Annotated in this window: 16 protein-coding genes; 4 read left to right on the top strand and 12 right to left on the bottom strand. The window is 40.4% G+C overall.

The genetic code is table 11. From position 1 onward, the window contains the following. Window positions 1–369 (bottom strand): VOC family protein, encoded by a 369-nt coding sequence (locus R2R28_RS26575; protein WP_316828689.1) that lies wholly within the window; start codon window positions 367–369, stop codon window positions 1–3. A gap of 218 nt (window positions 370–587) precedes the next feature. Here R2R28_RS26575 and R2R28_RS26570 point away from each other — a divergent pair, with 218 nt between their 5' ends. Further along, a complete protein-coding gene (locus tag R2R28_RS26570) occupies window positions 588–1,271 on the top strand; it encodes a lipid-binding SYLF domain-containing protein (RefSeq protein ID WP_316828688.1) in 684 nt (227 codons plus the stop codon). Between the two features lie 276 nt (window positions 1,272–1,547). Here the strand turns inward: R2R28_RS26570 and R2R28_RS26565 are convergent, their stop codons facing one another. The 8 genes from R2R28_RS26565 to R2R28_RS26530 form a co-directional block, all read right to left on the bottom strand. Then, window positions 1,548–1,940: a nuclear transport factor 2 family protein gene (locus R2R28_RS26565; protein ID WP_316828687.1), complete on the bottom strand. Its 393-nt coding sequence runs from the start codon at window positions 1,938–1,940 to the stop codon at window positions 1,548–1,550. Between the two features lie 60 nt (window positions 1,941–2,000). After that, window positions 2,001–2,870, bottom strand: coding sequence for an AraC family transcriptional regulator (locus R2R28_RS26560; RefSeq protein ID WP_316828686.1), 870 nt, complete (start codon window positions 2,868–2,870; stop codon window positions 2,001–2,003). Window positions 2,871–3,017: 147 nt separating this feature from the next. Then, entirely contained in the window at window positions 3,018–3,776 is a 759-nt protein-coding gene (locus tag R2R28_RS26555) for a 6-phosphogluconolactonase (protein WP_316828685.1), read from the bottom strand. Next, on the bottom strand, window positions 3,777–4,043 hold the full coding sequence (locus R2R28_RS26550; protein ID WP_316828684.1) for an HPr family phosphocarrier protein: 267 nt from the start codon (window positions 4,041–4,043) through the stop codon (window positions 3,777–3,779). It lies immediately after the preceding gene. Further along, window positions 4,040–5,749, bottom strand: coding sequence for a phosphoenolpyruvate--protein phosphotransferase (gene ptsP, locus R2R28_RS26545; RefSeq protein ID WP_316828683.1), 1,710 nt, complete (start codon window positions 5,747–5,749; stop codon window positions 4,040–4,042). The genes R2R28_RS26550 and ptsP overlap by 4 nt, the downstream gene beginning before the upstream one ends. A gap of 11 nt (window positions 5,750–5,760) precedes the next feature. Beyond that, entirely contained in the window at window positions 5,761–7,350 is a 1,590-nt protein-coding gene (locus R2R28_RS26540; RefSeq protein ID WP_316828682.1) for a PTS system mannose/fructose/sorbose family transporter subunit IID, read from the bottom strand. A 43-nt stretch (window positions 7,351–7,393) separates the two neighbouring features. Further along, window positions 7,394–7,864, bottom strand: a complete 471-nt coding sequence (locus R2R28_RS26535) for a PTS sugar transporter subunit IIB (RefSeq protein WP_316828681.1) — start codon at window positions 7,862–7,864, stop codon at window positions 7,394–7,396. After that, window positions 7,857–8,288, bottom strand: coding sequence for a hypothetical protein (locus R2R28_RS26530; protein WP_316828680.1), 432 nt, complete (start codon window positions 8,286–8,288; stop codon window positions 7,857–7,859). Before R2R28_RS26530 ends, R2R28_RS26535 begins: the two co-directional genes overlap by 8 nt. A 433-nt stretch (window positions 8,289–8,721) precedes the next feature. Here R2R28_RS26530 and R2R28_RS26525 point away from each other — a divergent pair, with 433 nt between their 5' ends. Beyond that, window positions 8,722–9,483 (top strand): ThuA domain-containing protein, encoded by a 762-nt coding sequence (locus tag R2R28_RS26525; RefSeq protein ID WP_316828679.1) that lies wholly within the window; start codon window positions 8,722–8,724, stop codon window positions 9,481–9,483. A 439-nt stretch (window positions 9,484–9,922) separates the two neighbouring features. Here R2R28_RS26525 and R2R28_RS26520 read toward each other — a convergent pair whose 3' ends face one another. The 3 genes from R2R28_RS26520 to R2R28_RS26510 form a co-directional block, all read right to left on the bottom strand. Further along, window positions 9,923–12,799, bottom strand: a complete 2,877-nt coding sequence (locus tag R2R28_RS26520; protein ID WP_316828678.1) for a triple tyrosine motif-containing protein — start codon at window positions 12,797–12,799, stop codon at window positions 9,923–9,925. A gap of 499 nt (window positions 12,800–13,298) precedes the next feature. Then, the gene (locus R2R28_RS26515; protein WP_316828677.1) at window positions 13,299–14,066 is read right to left on the bottom strand and encodes a ThuA domain-containing protein; all 768 of its coding nucleotides are present in this window, start codon (window positions 14,064–14,066) and stop codon (window positions 13,299–13,301) included. Window positions 14,067–14,235: 169 nt separating this feature from the next. Next, window positions 14,236–15,321, bottom strand: a complete 1,086-nt coding sequence (locus R2R28_RS26510) for a ThuA domain-containing protein (protein WP_316828676.1) — start codon at window positions 15,319–15,321, stop codon at window positions 14,236–14,238. A 194-nt stretch (window positions 15,322–15,515) separates the two neighbouring features. Here R2R28_RS26510 and R2R28_RS26505 point away from each other — a divergent pair, with 194 nt between their 5' ends. Both R2R28_RS26505 and R2R28_RS26500 read left to right on the top strand, forming a co-directional pair. Next, window positions 15,516–16,265, top strand: coding sequence for a hypothetical protein (locus R2R28_RS26505; RefSeq protein ID WP_316828675.1), 750 nt, complete (start codon window positions 15,516–15,518; stop codon window positions 16,263–16,265). A gap of 181 nt (window positions 16,266–16,446) precedes the next feature. Then, on the top strand, window positions 16,447–17,664 hold the full coding sequence (locus R2R28_RS26500) for a glycosyl hydrolase family 8 (protein WP_316828674.1): 1,218 nt from the start codon (window positions 16,447–16,449) through the stop codon (window positions 17,662–17,664). Window positions 17,665–17,954 lie beyond the last annotated feature (290 nt).

Raw genomic sequence — 17,954 nt, 5'->3', positions numbered from 1 at the left:
TCATCGTTTTTCCTGTTCCAAAAATGTAATGGTATAACCATCAGGGTCTTTTGCCATTAATGTTTTTCCAAATGGAGTATTATTTATTGTCCCCAAAAGCACAACCCCTTTTTCAGTCAGTTCACTTTGTAATAGTTCAATTTTTTCATTGATCGAAAACCAAAGTGAAACACCAACGCCAGGTTCTTTTCCTTCCAGGTTCCCGATAGGTGTTCTGATGGCAAAACTTGCCTCGCCTTTGTTGTAGGTAAAAATGCAGGCTTCAGAATTTGTCATTTCCGATAATTCAAATCCTAATTTATCGGTATAGAATGCTTTTGATACTGCTAAATCTCTAACCTGGAGAGATGAAAATATTAATGTTCTCATGTGATTTATATTTTTTGTTGTCGCAAATATAATATACACGACAACAATATGCAAATTTTTTCATTTTTTAGTTTTAACTAAAGGATTTTCACCTGAAAGTAATTTGTCGATGATTTCTCTCAAAAGCCTGTCTGGAGTATATAAATTTGGCTAACGATCCGTTATAGGCTCATTCTGGCTGTAATTTGCAGCTGGCCATTTAATTTTTAGTCTCAAATATGAATTTTAGTAAATTAATCATCCTAAGCATGGTTGTAGCTTGCATGGCAGGCTTATTGGTTCCATCTGTAACCAGTGCTCAAGAAAAAGAGAAAAAACGAATAGAAGCATCAGGCGTTGTGCTCGATGATTTTGGAAAAATGAAGGAATCTATCCCTTCTTCGCTGCTTAAGGTTACCGAGGGAATTATTATTGTACCCAAATTGCTTAATGCTGGTTTTGTAGTGGGTGGGAAACGTGGCAGGGGCATTGCGATGGTGAAAAGAGAAGATGGCAGCTGGAGCAATCCAATATTTGTGACGATTACCGGTGGAAGTTTCGGGCTGCAGATAGGCGTTCAGTCTGTAGAACTGGTACTGGTTTTCAAACATAGCAGCAGTATTACCAACATCAAAAAAAGCAGTTTCACGCTGGGTGGTGACCTTTCTATCGCAGCTGGCCCTGTGGGACGTAGTTCTACCGCCAATACCGATTATAAACTCGATGCTGAGGTGTATTCCTATTCGCGCAGTAAAGGTATTTTCGCAGGTGTATCCATTAATGGCGCTTCGCTTGATATAGATACAGCTGCAGATACGCGTTATTACGGTAAAGGTATGGGACCAACAGAAATATTTGCTTCGCAGGGAGATCCAGACGATGCAGTAGCGAAAATAAAATCGCACTTGTCTTCTTTGAAATAACATTTGCGCTTGTTGTTTCCCGCAGATCATACAGAAAAGGGTACAGATTTTAAATGAATCTGCACTTTCTGTCAAATTAAAATAACAGTTAGCGTTTATTGTGATTGAAAAATAGGGTTGAGCAAAGCACTTAAATTATCTGCATAATCTGCGTTTTTATCTTTTTAAATCTGCGGGAAAAATAGCAAACTATTGTCTCCCGCAGATCACACAGAAAAGGGCGCAGATTTAAAATGAATATGCGCTTTCTGTCAGTTTTAAAATAACAGGCAGGTCCTACTGGCGAGAGCCTAGATCACGTTCGCGCTCATCTCCGCTTACCAGACGGGTTAATTCGTTGCAGTAGATTATCTTATCGTTCTTTATGCGAAATTCAGCGATTACGTGGATAAGTGCATGCCTGTCCTCATTAGTCTGTATTTCTACCGAATGGTTGGTAAATACAATGTCGCCCTCTTGCACCATCGTTTGAAAATCAATTAAGGAGGATTTAATCGCGAGTTTCTGTGCTTTCATGTGTTTGCAGAAACCATCGAAATCCAATTCCTCGCCATCTACGTATTGGCGGTACTCCAGGCTAAAGTATTTTTCGATGATGTTAAGATCGTAACTTGGGGTTTCTACCACTGCCTTAAAAGCGTTTCTTATCAGTTCTTTATAGCTGTTCATTTTCTTATGATTTGATGATACAAATTAAGGCCATAAGCGTTGCTGAAAACAGGGTTCGGATCAGGTAAAAGCTGGACTATTTGCGGTATGTTTACGAAAAGTTGCAGGGGAGATGCCTGTCGATTTTTTAAACAAGCGCATAAAATAGGTATCGTCGGCGTAACCAAGCTGGTACGCAATCTCTTTTACAGCAAGCCTGCTGTATGCCAGTAAGCGTTTGGCTTCGAGCACTGCCTGTTGCTGTATCCAATAGCTAACTGGCCTGCCAGAAGTGGTTTTTACACACTCATTGAGATAGCTTGGTGAAACATGCAGCAGGTCAGCATATCCTGAAGGTCGTTTTTCATTCCTAAAATGTTTTCTGAGCAGAACCTGAAACTGTTGGAAGAGATAAACTTGCCGGGAGGGAAGCCGGTGATCTTCTGCATTGGGCAGGATTGACGTGAAAAGTCCGGCGCATACCGAAACCGAATGGAACAGTAACGAAGCCTGGAGGCTGCCGACTGTATTTTCTGAAAGCAGATTAAATAAGGATTTTAAATAACCCTCGAACTTATTATAGCCTGATTGGTCTGTTTCAACAGGTTTTTGTTGTCCATATTCCCGTTCCAGTATATCAAGGTAATTTTTATCTATAGATAGTGGTTCTGCTGCCAGGATCCAGCCGCTTGTATCGTTTGATGAAATAAAATGGTGCACCTGGCCGGGGGCGATAAAGTAAATGCATGAACCATTTAAAGTCACGGTTGCAAAGTCTACCATTAGCCGGCTTTCTCCGGTTTGCTGAAAGATAAAAATGTAATAACTGTCGCTGTGTGCGCTTTCCAATGAGGGCCGGGGTGCAGCGTAATCCCTCAAAGGCCGCAAGTGGATATCAGATTGTGCAGTACCTAAACTGTGAATGGGGATAGGTGCTGATTTCTTACTCATCAGGTAAAGATAATATAAAACTTTGTGGTAAATGTATTTCGTACTACAGATAAACCCTGGCCATAAATTTGGCCGTAACTAGGGCTTATCCAAAATCGGATGGGCTTAGTTACATTTTAATGTGAAATACTGTTACAGCAACCAGATTTAAAAAGAATAACCCCTTTTATTAGCATAACCAGCAATTAATGCACCTGCTTCAGCATCCAGTAAGATTTCGCAGTTGGGATGTAATTGCACTACTGATGCCGGAATATCGGTGGTTATCGGACCTAGAATGGCTTGTTTAACCATTTCAGCTTTATGTGCGCCTTTTGCAATTAAAATGAGCTTACGGGTATGCATGATATTTTTTATGCCCCTGGTTAAACCACCCAATTCGATTTCTGGTGGTACCTGCGTTTCCCTTCGTACACGGGCTTCAAAATCAGGATCCATTGGCGATACCCAAGTTTCGCGCTCAAATGGCGTTCCGGGCTGGTTAATACCAATATGGCCGTTGCTGCCTAGTCCAAGCATTTGTAGGTCGGCACCGCCACGTTCGCTGAGTCTTTTTTCAAATAATGCACTTTCTGCTTCAAAATCATCCGACAGGGTTGGAGGCATGATAAAGTTTTCGGGTGGAATACCAAGCGGACCGGCAATCTGGTTTAAAATCATGGTATAACAGCTTCCTGCATACTCGCGGCTTAGATTGGTTAATTCATCCACATTAAATAAGGTAATATTTGCCACATCAAATGGGTATTTCGTGTAAATTTCTGACACAATCTGGTGCATATTGATGGTGGTTTGGCCGGTAGAAAGGCCAATTACCGAATTTTTCTTTTCCAGCATCTGGGCAATGATGCGCCATGCCGATACGGTATCAAATTCCTGTTCGTTTTTGGTAATGGTAATCTTCATTTATAGGTTTTTTAATTCTGTGGTAAAAAACTGATCAATATTTGCTGATGCTGCAAGTTCATCTTCGCCTTCAATGGATACCGAAACGGTTTCTCCTCCTTTTACATTTAAAGAGAGGATATTTAACATGCTATTCAGTTTAATGGTTTTTTCGCCTTTTTTTAGGCTTATGGCAGACTTGTAATGCTTTGCAAGTCTGATCAGGGTTGTTGCCGGTCGTGCATGAAGCCCTTGTACGGCTGTAATTACATAATCTTTGGTTATCATAGTGTTTGTTCTAAATAGGAGATGATCTGTACTGAACTGTTCATTTGCATAACGTGTTTGCAAATTTCCCTTGCTTTTTCCATACTGCCGTACAGGATAATTTTTTTAACAGCGGGAATCGAAGCGGCACTCATCGAAAACTCTTCCAGCCCCATGCCCATCAGCAATTGGGTAGCTAAAGGATCTGATGCCATTTCGCCGCACATTGCCACATGAACATTATATTTGCGGCCCTGTTCGATTACATTACTGATCAGCCTCAGTACACCGGGATTAAAAGGATCGTAAAGGTGGCTGATTTTCTCGTTCATACGGTCTACAGCCAGGGTGTACTGGCAAAGATCATTGGTGCCAATGCTAAAAAAACTCACTTCCTCTGCCAGAATATCGGCGGTGATTGCTGCGGAGGGAATCTCGATCATGATGCCCACTTTAATATCCGCATTAAAGTTTATATTTTGTTGAATGAGGCGTAATTTGGCTTCTTCGAGGATTTTTTTTGCCTCCCGGATTTCTGTTAAATTGGAGATCATCGGGAACATGATTTTCAGATCACCAAATGCAGCCGCCCTCAATATGGCTTTCAGCTGGGTGATGAACAGGTCTTTTCTATCTAAGCAAATCCTGATGGCACGGTAACCGAGAAAAGGATTTAATTCTGCAGGTAAATTGAAATAAGGCAAGTGTTTATCGCCGCCAATATCAATGGTTCTAACCACTACGGTTTTGCCCCTGGCATTTAAAGCAATGGTTTTGTAAAATTCAAACTGCTCATCTTCATCAGGGAAGTTATCGCGGTCCATAAACAGCATTTCGGTGCGCAGTAAACCCACACCTTCGGCACCATAACTAAACATGTTTTCCAGCTCGCTGGAACTGGAAATATTGCCCGAAAATACAATCCTGGTGCCATCAGTTGTAATTGCGGGTTTATCCTTCAACAGGTTAAGTTCTGTGGTTTGTTTCTTGTAATCCGTAATCATTACCCGGTATTCCCGCAACACATTTTCATGTGGATTAACGTGCAGCAAGCCTTTGGTGCCATCAAGAATAATTACATCGTTATCCTTAATCTCGTGTATTTGTTTACCACAGTTAACAAGGGCCGGAATACCTTTCGATTTAGCAATGATGGCCGTATGAGAGGTTTTACTCCCTGTTTGAGTGGCAAATCCGGTTACGTACGTGGTATCCATCGTAATGGTGTCGGAAGGACTGAGGTCTTCCGCTATAATGATGGTATCGGGTTCGAAGGTATAATCTTCGTTTTCTGCTTGATTGAGGTGTTTGAGGATGCGGCGGGCAATGTCTTTCATATCTGAAGAACGTGCACGCATGTACTCATCATCCATGTTTTCGAATAACTGTACTATTACATCCAGTACCCGCAATAAAGCATCATTGGCATTGATTTTTTCTGCCCTGATTTTTTCAATAACATCTTCCCTGATTTGCGGGTCGTTAATCAGCTCTGTCTGGGTTTCTAAGATGGCGTATTCTTCATTATTCAACACAATGGTGCTGTTGCTTTTTAGGTTTTCTATTTCTTCTAGCGCAAGTTGAACTGCATGGTCAAAGTGCTTAATTTCATTAAAGATTTCGCCTTCATTATTCAGTAACTGGCTACTTATTTTGCCCTGCATCCTTTTGAATACCAAAGCCCTGCCGATGGAAATGCCTGGTGAAACGCCGATTCCGTTAATCATAGGTTTTCCGGTTAAGCAAATAAATGGATAATGCTGCCTGCAAATCCCAACGCAAGCAATCCGAGTAATAAATAGGTGGTTTTTACATTCTTTTTTACGAAGTAATACACCAGAAATGTAAGTCCAAGGGGAATTATGGCGGGCATAATCTGATCTAAAATACCTTGCAGGCCTACAGCAGATTGATCACTTCCCATGGTAAGCGGGGTAGTAATGTTCATTAATGTAGCGGGCATGGCGCCAACCACCATTAAACCCAATATCGAAGCGCCTTTTGTTAGCCTGTCCATCACCTTGTTTTTTGCCAGGTTTTGGAGGAATGTAGTACCTGCCCGGTAACCGATAAAAGTGAGCTGGTAACGCAGCAGTAAATGTGGAAGGTTAAAGATCAATAGAAAGAGGATAGGACCTATAATATTGCCCTTAATGGCCATAGATGTACCCACACCGGCCGCAATTACTTTAAAGGTTCCCCAGAATAATGAATCGAAAACCCCTGCAAGTGGTCCCATTAAGCCTAACTTAACGGAATTGATTGATTCTTCATCAAAATCATCATGATTGCTGTTTTGCTCTTCCATGGCTGCGGTAATGCCAAGGATTAAGGTTGAGCCATACGGACTGGTATTGAAAAATTGTAAATGTCTTTTCAAGGCTGCTGCCATGGCCTGTTTGGTAGTATAAATTTTTTTTAATACGGGAATAATCGCATAAGCAAAACCCGTGTTTTGCCAGGTTTCGAAGTTGAAATTGGCTTCAAGCAACATAGAACGCCAAAATAACGACCGGATGTCTTTTTTGCCCAATTTAGATTTTGTTGCAGGTATCGCAGTAACGGTTTCGTCTGCTTCCGTAGCAAAGTCGTCATCATCTGTAACTGGTTTCTCCTGAGTTTGCGTAACCAGTAAGGCGATAATCAGTCCAAAGCCACCAATGGCGATAACCGGTAATTTTAAATAACTGGCCAGCATAAAGCCCAAAAAGAAATAAGGGGCAACTTTTTTATTAAACATCAGGTTCATTAGTAAGGCAAAACCCAATGCAGGAAGCATATTTCCTGCAACCTGTAATCCGGTTTGCACCCACATAGGGATGAGGTCTAAAAATGATTTCATCGTAGTAGCCCCAAGTTGCAACGCAAGGAAAACGATAATACCCATTAATAAAGGTTTCAGGCTGCCCGAAATGAGATGCAATTGCTGGATACCCTTAAAATTACCTTCTCCGGCATATTGGTTAAACTTTTTATTAAATATGGGTCGGAACACAAAAAGACCGCTGATGACCATTTCTGCCAGGATGGAAACCGGGATGGCAATGGCCAGTGCAATAGCCGGCCCTTTGCCCGACATGATGGCGAAAGCCGTGCCTAAAACTCCACCCGTAATCACATCAGGAGGGATAGCAGCACCTACTTTTATGTTGCCCATAAAAATCAGTTCGAGGGTAGCGCCAATGATGGTACCCTGGGTTACATCGCCAAGCACCAGGCCAACGAGGGGACCTAATATCAGCGGGCGACTGAGTAAAGTGGTGCCCAAAAAATCTTCTGAATGGCCAAACATCGCGATGATTGCGATGAGCAGGTATAATAACGACAATATATTTTTTATTTAGGTAAATGGATAGTCGGTGATACAAAAATTAAATCAGTTCTTTAACCAATCGCTTATGGTCTGTTGGTACCTGCCTTACTTCCAGTTCGATTCCATTGTCCAATAATTCGCGGATAATTTCGATATCATCTTCGTTCACAGCAAAGGCCTTAGAAATCAGTTTCGATCCATCTTTTGATCTTAAACCACCCAAATTAACCGAAGTAATTTCCGGAACCTCGGCCACCAGTGTAGCAGCATCTTTTACATTGTTAATCAATACCAGGATGGTTAGCGGTTTACTTCTCTCATCGTTTAAAAAAACAGCTGCATCAGCTACTGATTTGATCAGTAATTTAATGCCGGAAGGTTTGGCAAGGTTCAGCGTCATTTTCTGGAATTCATCCTTCACTACTTTATTATTTGCTACCAGAATGCAATCTATACCCAGCGAAGGGGTCCACGTAAAAGCTACTTGTCCATGCACCAGTCGGTCATCTATACGGGTTAACTTAATCATTGTTGTTATTTTGTATGGTTAAAAGTTTATTTACATACACCATTTGTTCTTTTGCGCGTGTTATTGCCACGTCGATTACCTGCCCGGCAGGAGTTTCATTTTCTGCAAGCATAATTTCTATTATCAAACCCAGGTTAAAGCCGGCAACAATGTATACGTTGTCTTTTAGGCCATATTGGAGGATTTGATTGGTTACACTGCCACCCAGCAAATCAGTAAAAACAATGAGTTCTTCATCATCGCCGAGTTCTCCAGTAAAGGCTTTGATTTCTGCTTCGAGTGATTTGTTTTCTTCCACATAAGCCTGCATCAGAAAAACGTTGTCGATGGCTCCAATAATAATGTCCAGCGACGATTTTACCCCTGAGGCAAGGGTACCATGTGTGGCAATCAGGAACTTACGGTTGTTTACGGTTTTATCCATAAGGTGGTTTATTCGGTTAGGTTTTTTAGCAACAGGATTTTCACTTGTATGCGGGAAATATTTGGTTAGGTTAACACAGTTTTGCGCTGTACAATTATCCGTGAAACTTTGCTTAATTGCTATTTTATTACCACTACAATGCCTCTACAAAATAACCTGATTTAGTTTATTCGTTATGTTTCAGGTATGTTGATGTAAAGCAGGATGGTTTGTTTTTCAATGAGGTATTATTGATGGGCCAATTCGTTTCTTCACTTTTTTCAGGGTAGTGTTAATGTAGTGGTTTTAAAATCTTTGAAAAAAATGAAATCAATTAGATTTGAAAAACAAGATAATCCTGCCTTTTAATCTTTGTGTGGCGAAATGAAGGTCGTATGATATTAACTGGCGGGATTTATATCAATACTTTCGAAAAATATAACCCAATACAGAAATGAAAAAAATAATCATATCATTCATCCTTTTACTGGTTAATGCGGGCGCATTATGGGCACAAAAAGTACCCAAATTTAAAGTAATTGCGCTTTATGAAAATGGCGGTCACCATATTGAATATTCGAAAGCCGCAGTGCTTTGGCTTAATAAACTGGCCACCGAAGAAAATTTTACAATTGATTATATCCAAAGCACGGATAAAATAGATAGCACATTTCTTGCTCATTATCAGCTTTTTATCCAGCTGGATTATCCGCCTTACGCCTGGGGAGATAAGGCCGTAAAAGCTTTTGAAAACTACATCGATAGCGGTAAAGGAGGGTGGATCGGGTTCCATCATGCTACTTTATTGGGCGAGTTTGATGGTTACCACCTTTGGCCCTGGTTTTATAAATTTATGGGTGAAATTAAGTTTAAAAACTACATCGCCAAATTTGCAAAAGGCAAGGTAAATGTTGAGGATCAGAAACACCCTGTAATGAAGGGCGTATCGCCATCTTTCTGGGTTGAAAAAGAAGAATGGTACACCTATGATAAAAGTCCGCGCCCTAATGTTACGGTACTTGCAAGCGTAGATGAAAATACCTATGAACCGAAAGATGGCATCACCATGGGCGATCATCCGGTAGTATGGACCAACCCGGCCTGTAAATCAAGAAATATTTACATTTTTATGGGGCATTCGCCAATTTTGTTTGAAAGTAAAGATTACACCACTTTATTTAAAAATGCAATTTTCTGGGCCGTAGGTAAGAAATAAATAACCAAACGCCAGAGGTCCGATGCCCCATTTATCTCATCTTGCACAAGAATGTAAAGATTCTTTTCCCGCTCTATGCCCTATCGTGTGGACACAATTAATTATAAAGATTCTTTTCCCGCTCTATGCCGCGGCGGCAAGGTACTTTGGGGCGCCAAAGTACCCAAAGCGCTTTGTCAATCCGGCAATGTGGCTTCTCACCATCCCACGCTCATCAAAAAAACAGCGGCACTTTGTTTTGCTCGTTTCTGCTCAATGAAAGTTTGAGTGATATTTTCACAAAACCACTGCGTTTCAGGTTTGGTAGTGCAAGTTGTTCTGTTTTGCAACTGTTTTTTTGATTTCCCAGCATTTGGGATCAACGGCGTTGTTCGGTGAAACCTGTTTGTTTTTCAAAGCCAGCCAGCTTAACGGTCCTGAAGTGATTAAATGAAGGCATCTAGTTAGTCGATTCGATTAAAAAATCATAAAGGTTTACTTCTGTTGGCAGCTGTAGTTTTTTACGCAGGCGGTACCGGCTAATTTCGACTCCTTTTAAGGAGATGTTGAGCAGCTGTGCCGTTTCTTTTGACGAAAGGTTAAGCCTTAAGTAAGCACATAATTTCAGGTCGGTTGCACTGAGGTTGGGGAATTTTACTTTCATTGTTGCCAGGTAATTGTTATATACCTGATCAAAATAAATGGCAAAATGATCCCAATCTTCATCACCATTCTCTGTATCGCTTAATAGTTTATATACCTTGCGGAAATGATGTTCAGCATCAGGAATGTTCAGCTTTTGGGTTTGCGCAATTAATTCGTCCTTTATCGCCTGTAATAGTTTACCACGGTCTACCAAATGCATGGTAATGGTGGCCAGTTCGCGGTTCTTATGGCTTAGTTCTGCTTCAAGGTTATCGTTTTTCAGCGTAACAATTTCTTTCTCATTGCGGTCCATCTCCAGGCCATGCAAATAGTTAAGCCTTTTCTGTTCTTCTTCATGCTTTTTCTGGTGAAGCATAAATCTCTTTTGCTGCCGGTTAACAAAATAATAAATGATGGAAACCAGAATGATCAGGTAAAATAAATAAGCCCAAATTGTTTGATACCATGCCGGTTCTACAATAAAAGTATAATTTACAGGTTCGGATGCATTACCCAGGTTATTACGCACTTTTACCGAAAAAGTATATTTTCCATAAGAGAGGTTGGTATAATCTTTTTCTGTTTTGGTAGACCATTTAGACCAGTCGTTATCAAAACCAACCAATTTATACGAAAATTCTTCGTTGCCCTTTTGGGCAAAAAGAGTAGAAGAATATTCAAAATGGAACGAGTTCCAATCTTTAGAAAGACTGGTTACCTGATCTGATGTTTGGGAGGTGGAGAGCTGGCCATTTTTCAGAAAATAACCCCCAAAAATAAGGCTGTCTTTTTCGTCGATTGCCTTTACTGAGGTAAGCATTACGTTGAGTTTGCGCTCTGAAGAAACGTAACGTTTGTAGTTGAGGTGGAAAACGCCATCATTAGCGCCAATAAAGATATTTTCTGTATTGTATGGATAAATATGTTCGGCACCTTTAACCGTTTGCCCGGTAAGCTCCGGAAAATAAATCAGTTTAAATTTTCCTCTTTGTGTGGATCTGCTAAAATCAACAAGGCCCACACGCTGGTTGCTCACAAACCACAAATTGCCATTACCATCTTCTGTTAAATAGGCGACAGGATTATCGCCAAATATAGGTGTATAGAAAGCTGAAGGCATAAATTTGTTCTTTGCCGTATCATATTCATATATGCCTTTTTCTGTAGCTGCAATAATTTTGTTCTTGATAAAATAAACGCGGTTATTTAGTATAGATGGTAAGCCATCATCTTTGGTGTAGATTTTAAAATTAAGTGCCGTTTTTCTATCGGTAGATAGTTTTACTTTAAAAATTCCCCTGTGCGGGTGCGTGGCCCATAAATTATCCTGATTGTCGCGGGCTAAGTTGCCCAAAGATTCATAAATACCGTCAATTTTTCCAACGTTTACAAAACCGTCATTTTCAGCTCTTAACAGTTGAAAACCGGTATAAGTACCCGCAATTACCTCTTTAGAAGGTGTAAATGCTTTAACCATCCAGGCTCCGGGACCATTGGTAACCAGTTTTGCCTGGTTATTGATGATGTTCATTACACCATCCTGATGCCCGGCAAGCAAGCTGTTATTTACCTGCGTTAAACTCAATACAGCTCCTCTGGTATTTTCTACTTCGGTAAACAAACCTGCGCCCATGCTCATGTCCTTTTGCTGATTATTAAGGGCTGCGCTGTATAAACTATTGGAAGATCCTATATATAACCTGTTGTTAAATATGGCCACCGCGTTGCCCTGAACATGGTTTTCCCTGCTCGGATAAATGTGTTTTATCGAGGTATTGTAATTGATAAAGTCTAAACCGTTTTCCTGTCCCAACCACAGGTTTTTGTTATTATCGAGCAGAATACTATTGACGTTGTTGTTCTGCAGGCCATGTTTGTTGGAAAATTGCTCAATCAGTTTGCCATGCCCATCAATAATGATCAGTCCTTTGGATGCCGTGCAGATGGCGAAGCTATTTTCGGCTATTTTTGCCGTGGCATTAATTAAACTGGTACTGAATATTTCATCTGCCGAAGTTGTCATTTTTTTCAGCATGGTTGCAGTCATCAAAAAAAGTCCGTTTTTTCGGGTAGAGAGCAGCAATGAATCTTTGCTATAGGCTATAATACCAGTGATTCTAAGATCAGAGGTATTTAGTTGACCAGATTTTTCACCAATACCATATGGCTGCCATTTGGAATCCTTAAAAACCGAAAGGCCGAGGTCCTTATCTGATGCAAATAATGTAGAACCCACCCTGTTTAAGGCAATCCAGCCTCCAGGTGCATCATAAGTGTAGATTTTGTTGTTCTTGAGCTCAAAAATGCATTCTATCGTCCTAAAGAAGACTTCATTTTTATAAAGCACAATGTTCCAGATGTCGGCAAATTGCCTTGCACGCTCCGGCATCAGGTGTTTTAGCGAATGGAACTTTAGAATACCGGATTGATCGGGAAAAAAATAACCAATTTCATCCTGTCCACCAACATATATCTTGCCTGAGGCATCAATTTCAAGCGATTTGATCGCACTTTTGTTTGGAAGTGCATAAGTTTTCCAGTAGCTGCCATCAAAAGTGAGCAGCCCGTCATTATTGGCCAGGTAAAGTATTCCGTTTTTGCCCTGTTTAATATCCCATATTCCACTTCCGGCATTATAATCAGCTGTGGTGTAACTTTTAATTGAAGGTATGGCAAGTTTAGATTGTGCCATTAACGCACCTATAAATACATTGCAGATTAGGACTAATAAGGGAAATTTTTTCATTAATGGATTTGGTGAAATGGGATGATCCGCTTCATGAATTAGAGTTGGGCTAAAATTGATTAGAATTGAGCTGTAATTTAGGTAACATTTTGTAGAAATGGTAAATGTTTTACAAATGAATAATTCTTGTATTATTAAGGGCTAATTATGGTATAAAAATGAATATTAATGATGTTGCCCATCCGCACAGTCTTTCCTCGGCTACCGATGGGTTCTTTCTTTTGCTGCCAAAAAGAAAGAGCCCACCGGCTGAAAATTTATTCATTTTTTTGATGTAATTTTCAATGGTATTCATGAGGGCTTACGCCGTTTTCTTTCGAAGTCAGTGGTATGGCTAGAACAGTGGGGCCCGATCCCGATGCCTTGATCGGGAGTTAGGCCGGATTTATTTTATAAATCTTCGACTCCACTCAGACCTAACAACCGCAGGGCTATCCCAGTGCTGTTAATGCTTTAAAGCCCAAAAAATACAGTTACGAAACAGGGTGGTAAAGTTTTTATCCTCCAAAAGTTCAGGGAAATGGCCCATTGCAATGTATATGTTTTTTGCCTTAACGCATTGATTGCTCCATATTACCGGATGATCTCCCATTTTAACTTCTTTATTGGGGTTGTAAGTAGATTCATCAATGCTGGCCAGTACATGTACATTTGGTCGTGGGCTTTTGTTATAAATGTACCATTCGTCTCTTGTGGTAAAAGATGCCGGCAATCCTTTTAATACCGGGTGTTTTTTATCTTCGAGCTTAAGCGTAGCATAAGTACCACCCGGAATATGGCGTTTAAATTCTATTTTACCCATAAAATCAGAGAACCATTGCCACATAGGGTAGTTGTCGAACACGCCTAATAGCGTAGGGTGGTGAAAGCCGATCCATGCGCCTTTTCCATTTTGAATATAATCTTCAAAAGCTTCCTGAGCTTCTTTCTCCCAGGGATATGGAGGATAATCAAGCTGGATAAAAAGCTGGTATTGTTTCAGGAATTCTTTGTTGATTTTTTTTGTGTCGCTGGCATAGTCGATGATGAATCCCTTTTCTCCGGCCAGCTTGTTTAACCACATTTGGGCTGCACCATCAAACAGCGCATGTGCACCACCGCTTTCTGCAAGTACGAAAATTCTAATTTTTGACTTACCAGGTTGTGTTTTTGCATCGGCATAGCTACAAGTAAAGAGGAGTATGGTGAGGTAGAGGAGTATATTTTTTTTCATTATTTAATTTTTGGGTTTATTTAACATACTTTATAGATTTCTCCACTGCGGTCGAAATGGAGAAATCTTTTAAAGTTGTTAGGGTTCAATTCAGGTTTAAAGATTTCTGCGCCATGTTTGGAATAACGATGTCGAGAAATATTGTCCTTCAGGATGACGATGCTATATGCTATTTTTCCTTCCCGAGCCATAACAGCCCATCGATGATAAATTTATTCTGGATCTCGCTGCCAAAAGTAGATGACTTTCCAACATTGGCGGCGTAATCCATCGCATTGTGCCCAAAATTGGCATAGAGCATTTTATATTTGTTATTGGTCCAAATAATGGGGTAGTAGCCGCTATACCAGCTTTGTTTAGGATCTGTACCTAGCGGAAAACTGCTTTCGTGCACCGAACAAAGAATTTTTATATCCGGATTCTGACGCAGGTCTTTAGCCCAGCTATACCATTCGCTAACAGAAGAAGTAAAGATTTCCGGAAGCCGTAATGTGGCGGGGTGTTTTTGATCTTCGCATTTTAAAACGGCTGTAGTAGGGAACCAGGTATTGCTTTTAAAGCTTCCAACCCCTAAAAATTTATTGTAGTACCAATCCCATTCTGCAGGGTTTGTATTAAATGCGCAAACATGGAAACCCATCCAGGCGCCACCTTTTTCCATATAGGCCTGAAAGGCAGCTTCCCTGGCTTTAGGAGCCCGGTCATCAAGAAAAAGAACCACCTGGTATTGCGAAAGAAACGTTTCGTTAAGCTTGCTCCAATCGTTGGTGGCGGTGTAGGTAAAGCCATATTGTTCGGCCGCTTTTGGGAACCATTCATTTGCTTCTTTAACAAAATTAATGTGCGCGAGATCGTAGGTGCCATTATAAAAGGCGATGACATTAAACTTTTTAGCTACCGCAACTTTTTTGGTCCCCTCAATTTCTTTGTCTTTAACCGAGGCTACAACTTTCACGGTGTGTTCTTTGTTATCTTTAATCAGAAAGCTGAGTACATTACTATAAATGCTGGCTCCAGAAACGCCTTTTGCATCAACCTCATCTATAAACCATGAAATCTTATCGACTTTGTATTCATAAACGGGCGTAAATGAAACCAATGAACCGATTTCGGGCGTTTCGTTATTGGATTTAATGGAAATGGATGTGGCGTAAACCGGTTGATTAAGAGATTCATCCTTGGATGCTGCTTTTTTACACCCTATAAAAAGGATGAGCAACGCAATGGCCGCTGAGAGTAGTGATTGTTTATTCATATCATAATTGGTTAGAAATTCAGGCTGATTGCCCGTTTTCGAATTTATAACCTTATTGATATACTACAGGCCGATCCTGCCTCTACATTTGCTCTACAATAACATATTTACCACAAAAAGATCATCATCAGCCTGTAAATAGGCTAAGATTAGTCTTATATTGTAATGGTTTAAACTAAATTAACAGCTATCACATGAAACTAAAATTCCTATTGTTGTGGGTATCAATGATTTTGACCCAAAACGCATTCTCACAACTCAAATTAACAGCGTTATCGTCGCCCAACCGACCGGGCAAAACACAGGCTGATACCGTAAAAATGAATCCTGAATTTTTACTGTTAGGTACTTTAAGTGATTACATCAACAGAAAATATGTAAATAACGAAGGACAATTTGACCAGTATAATGCCTACGAAAAATCACTTAAAAAATATGTTGATAGTTTGGTGAAAAAGACATTTAACATTTCCATGGTAGAAAAGGGAGATCATTATATTTCTGCAGAAATGTCGGAGAAAATGGAGGCCTTTTATCGTGGTGATCGGCTAAACGATAGTATTTTATATAGGAGCACCGAGAATAAACTTTCGTTCCTTACTGGTGTATATCTTCGTTATGGTGAAAAGATAAATGATAATTTATATAAGATCTGGCTCAGAAATTCAGCTAAACACCTCAATTGTTACGAGATATTAAAGCAGCTTGGTTGCGTACATATCTATTATAAACACCTAAATAATATCCCGGCAAGTGATTTTCTTTACTTTAAGCCAACCCCATTGATGAAAAAATATTTTGCTACTGTTGCAGTATATCAGGAAAGCGTATTGAATGATGAATTAAGTTATCATTTCAAGAGCAGTACCAACCCAAAGGAATCTTATCATAAAATTTTTGAAAGGGAAACGGGTAAGGTGGAAAGTCTGTTTAGTGAGCCTTAATAAAAAGATGTTTACAGGTGTTGAAGGCAATAAATTTGCAGCCGCAGCTGTTTCATGTTTTACTGTCAAAAGCAACCCTACATCTCTACTACTGAGCTGATATTCGGGTTGGACTGTTTGTTGCAATGGATTGGTTTTATTCTATTTGCATCACAAACAATCTATTCTCCACTAACCAAAAATGAATAAACTATTATTTTTATTGATCTCTACGATGGTGCTACCGGTTATCTGCAGTGCGCAACAGCAAGTAAATATGAAAGCAGCTTACACAGCAGGAAGCATTAAGCCCAACCATAAATCTCCAGTACAAATAAATGCCGATCTGAGTGTGGTATACAACCGCTGGAAAAAGAACTACCTCACCGAAGATATTGGTGTAAAAGGCCAATACTATATCAAGAGCCAACCTACCGGCACAGTCACCGTTTCTGAAGCGCACGGTTATGGCATGATCTCTATGGCTTACATGGCCTGGTACGATCAGGATGCCAAATTATATTTCGATGGTATGGTACGTTTCTTTAAGGCACATCCAAGTAATGGCAATAAACATTTAATGTGCTGGCAGGAAGGAATCCGTGATGGTAAAGTGGTTTCAGTAGGGGGAAGTAGTGCTACAGATGGCGATATGGACATTGCCTACGCTTTCTTGCTGGCTGATAAAATGTGGGGTAGCAAAGGAGAAATCAATTACAAGGCTGAAGCTTTATTGGTAATTGATGCGCTGATGCAATCGATCGTCCATACGAAATTTAAAACGCTTAAAATGGGCGATTGGGCAGGGAATGAAGGTAACAGGGTTAGTGATGGCAGCCGACCATCAGACTTTATGCTTCAGCAAATGAAAGCCTATCAAAAAGCAACAGGCAATAACAGGTGGAATGCAGTAGTAGATAGCACCTATGCCATTACACAACATATTTTCGCAGCCTATAGCCCTGCAACGGGTTTAATGCCAGATTTTGTGGAAAGAAAGGATGGCCAGTTTATTCCGGCAATTGGTGAGCTGCTGGAGGGGAATACAGATGGAGCTTACTCCTATAATTCGGCTCGTTTTCCATGGCGGTTGGCTACTGATTACCTTACTACCGGCGATAAGCGTGGAATTGCACAACTTAGGGCACTAAATACGTGGATTCAAAAAACATCATCGGGCGAAGTGAATAAAATTTACACCGGGTACAAAATGGATGGTACTGTGCTTGCGGGAAGAGATCATACCGATCTGACTTTCCAGTCGCCATTTATGGTAAGCGCCATGATTGATAAAGACAATCAGTTATGGCTTAATAAACTTTGGGATAATGGTGTGAAGCGATCGGGCAGCTATTTCGGCGATTCGATTACACTGCTTTGTATGATTGTGGCTTCTGGTAACTGGTGGACACCTGAATAATTTACCGCTTTAATAATCCGGGACCGTGTTTAGCCACGGATACCTGGATTAAGGTATCGGTTAAGTACTGGATATACGCTGCGTTTCTGAGTGGTTGTAATACAATTGAGTTAATCATAGGTTTTTTAATTTAATGGTTGATGTTATTTTTACGTTTTACTTTGATTTGTCGCTGCACACTGCAGGAGGGTTTCAAAGTAACTTTGATTTGTCGCTGCACACTGCAGGAGGGTTTCAAAGTAACTTTGATTTGTCGCTGCACACTGCAGGAGGGTTTCAAAGTAACTTTA

The organism is Pedobacter miscanthi, assembly GCF_032678605.1.
Classification (GTDB): domain Bacteria; phylum Bacteroidota; class Bacteroidia; order Sphingobacteriales; family Sphingobacteriaceae; genus Pedobacter; species Pedobacter miscanthi_A.
The sequence above is the reverse complement of the archived record's forward strand: the minus strand, read 5'-3'. Positions and strand labels throughout refer to the sequence as shown.

Bases quoted from the DNA above. Each gene is read 5' to 3' on its own strand.
- R2R28_RS26535 (WP_316828681.1), bottom strand. From the start codon at position 7,864: ATGATTAAGTTAACCCGTATAGATGACCGACTGGTGCATGGACAAGTA.
- R2R28_RS26520 (WP_316828678.1), bottom strand. From the start codon at position 12,799: ATGGCACAATCTAAACTTGCCATACCTTCAATTAAAAGTTACACCACA.
- R2R28_RS26550 (WP_316828684.1), bottom strand. From the start codon at position 4,043: ATGATAACCAAAGATTATGTAATTACAGCCGTACAAGGGCTTCATGCA.
- R2R28_RS26565 (WP_316828687.1), bottom strand. From the start codon at position 1,940: ATGAACAGCTATAAAGAACTGATAAGAAACGCTTTTAAGGCAGTGGTA.
- R2R28_RS26575 (WP_316828689.1), bottom strand. From the start codon at position 369: ATGAGAACATTAATATTTTCATCTCTCCAGGTTAGAGATTTAGCAGTA.
- ptsP (WP_316828683.1), bottom strand. From the start codon at position 5,749: ATGATTAACGGAATCGGCGTTTCACCAGGCATTTCCATCGGCAGGGCT.
- R2R28_RS26570 (WP_316828688.1), top strand. From the start codon at position 588: ATGAATTTTAGTAAATTAATCATCCTAAGCATGGTTGTAGCTTGCATG.
- R2R28_RS26555 (WP_316828685.1), bottom strand. From the start codon at position 3,776: ATGAAGATTACCATTACCAAAAACGAACAGGAATTTGATACCGTATCG.
- R2R28_RS26500 (WP_316828674.1), top strand. From the start codon at position 16,447: ATGAATAAACTATTATTTTTATTGATCTCTACGATGGTGCTACCGGTT.
- R2R28_RS26560 (WP_316828686.1), bottom strand. From the start codon at position 2,870: ATGAGTAAGAAATCAGCACCTATCCCCATTCACAGTTTAGGTACTGCA.
- R2R28_RS26530 (WP_316828680.1), bottom strand. From the start codon at position 8,288: ATGGATAAAACCGTAAACAACCGTAAGTTCCTGATTGCCACACATGGT.
- R2R28_RS26525 (WP_316828679.1), top strand. From the start codon at position 8,722: ATGAAAAAAATAATCATATCATTCATCCTTTTACTGGTTAATGCGGGC.
- R2R28_RS26510 (WP_316828676.1), bottom strand. From the start codon at position 15,321: ATGAATAAACAATCACTACTCTCAGCGGCCATTGCGTTGCTCATCCTT.
- R2R28_RS26515 (WP_316828677.1), bottom strand. From the start codon at position 14,066: ATGAAAAAAAATATACTCCTCTACCTCACCATACTCCTCTTTACTTGT.
- R2R28_RS26505 (WP_316828675.1), top strand. From the start codon at position 15,516: ATGAAACTAAAATTCCTATTGTTGTGGGTATCAATGATTTTGACCCAA.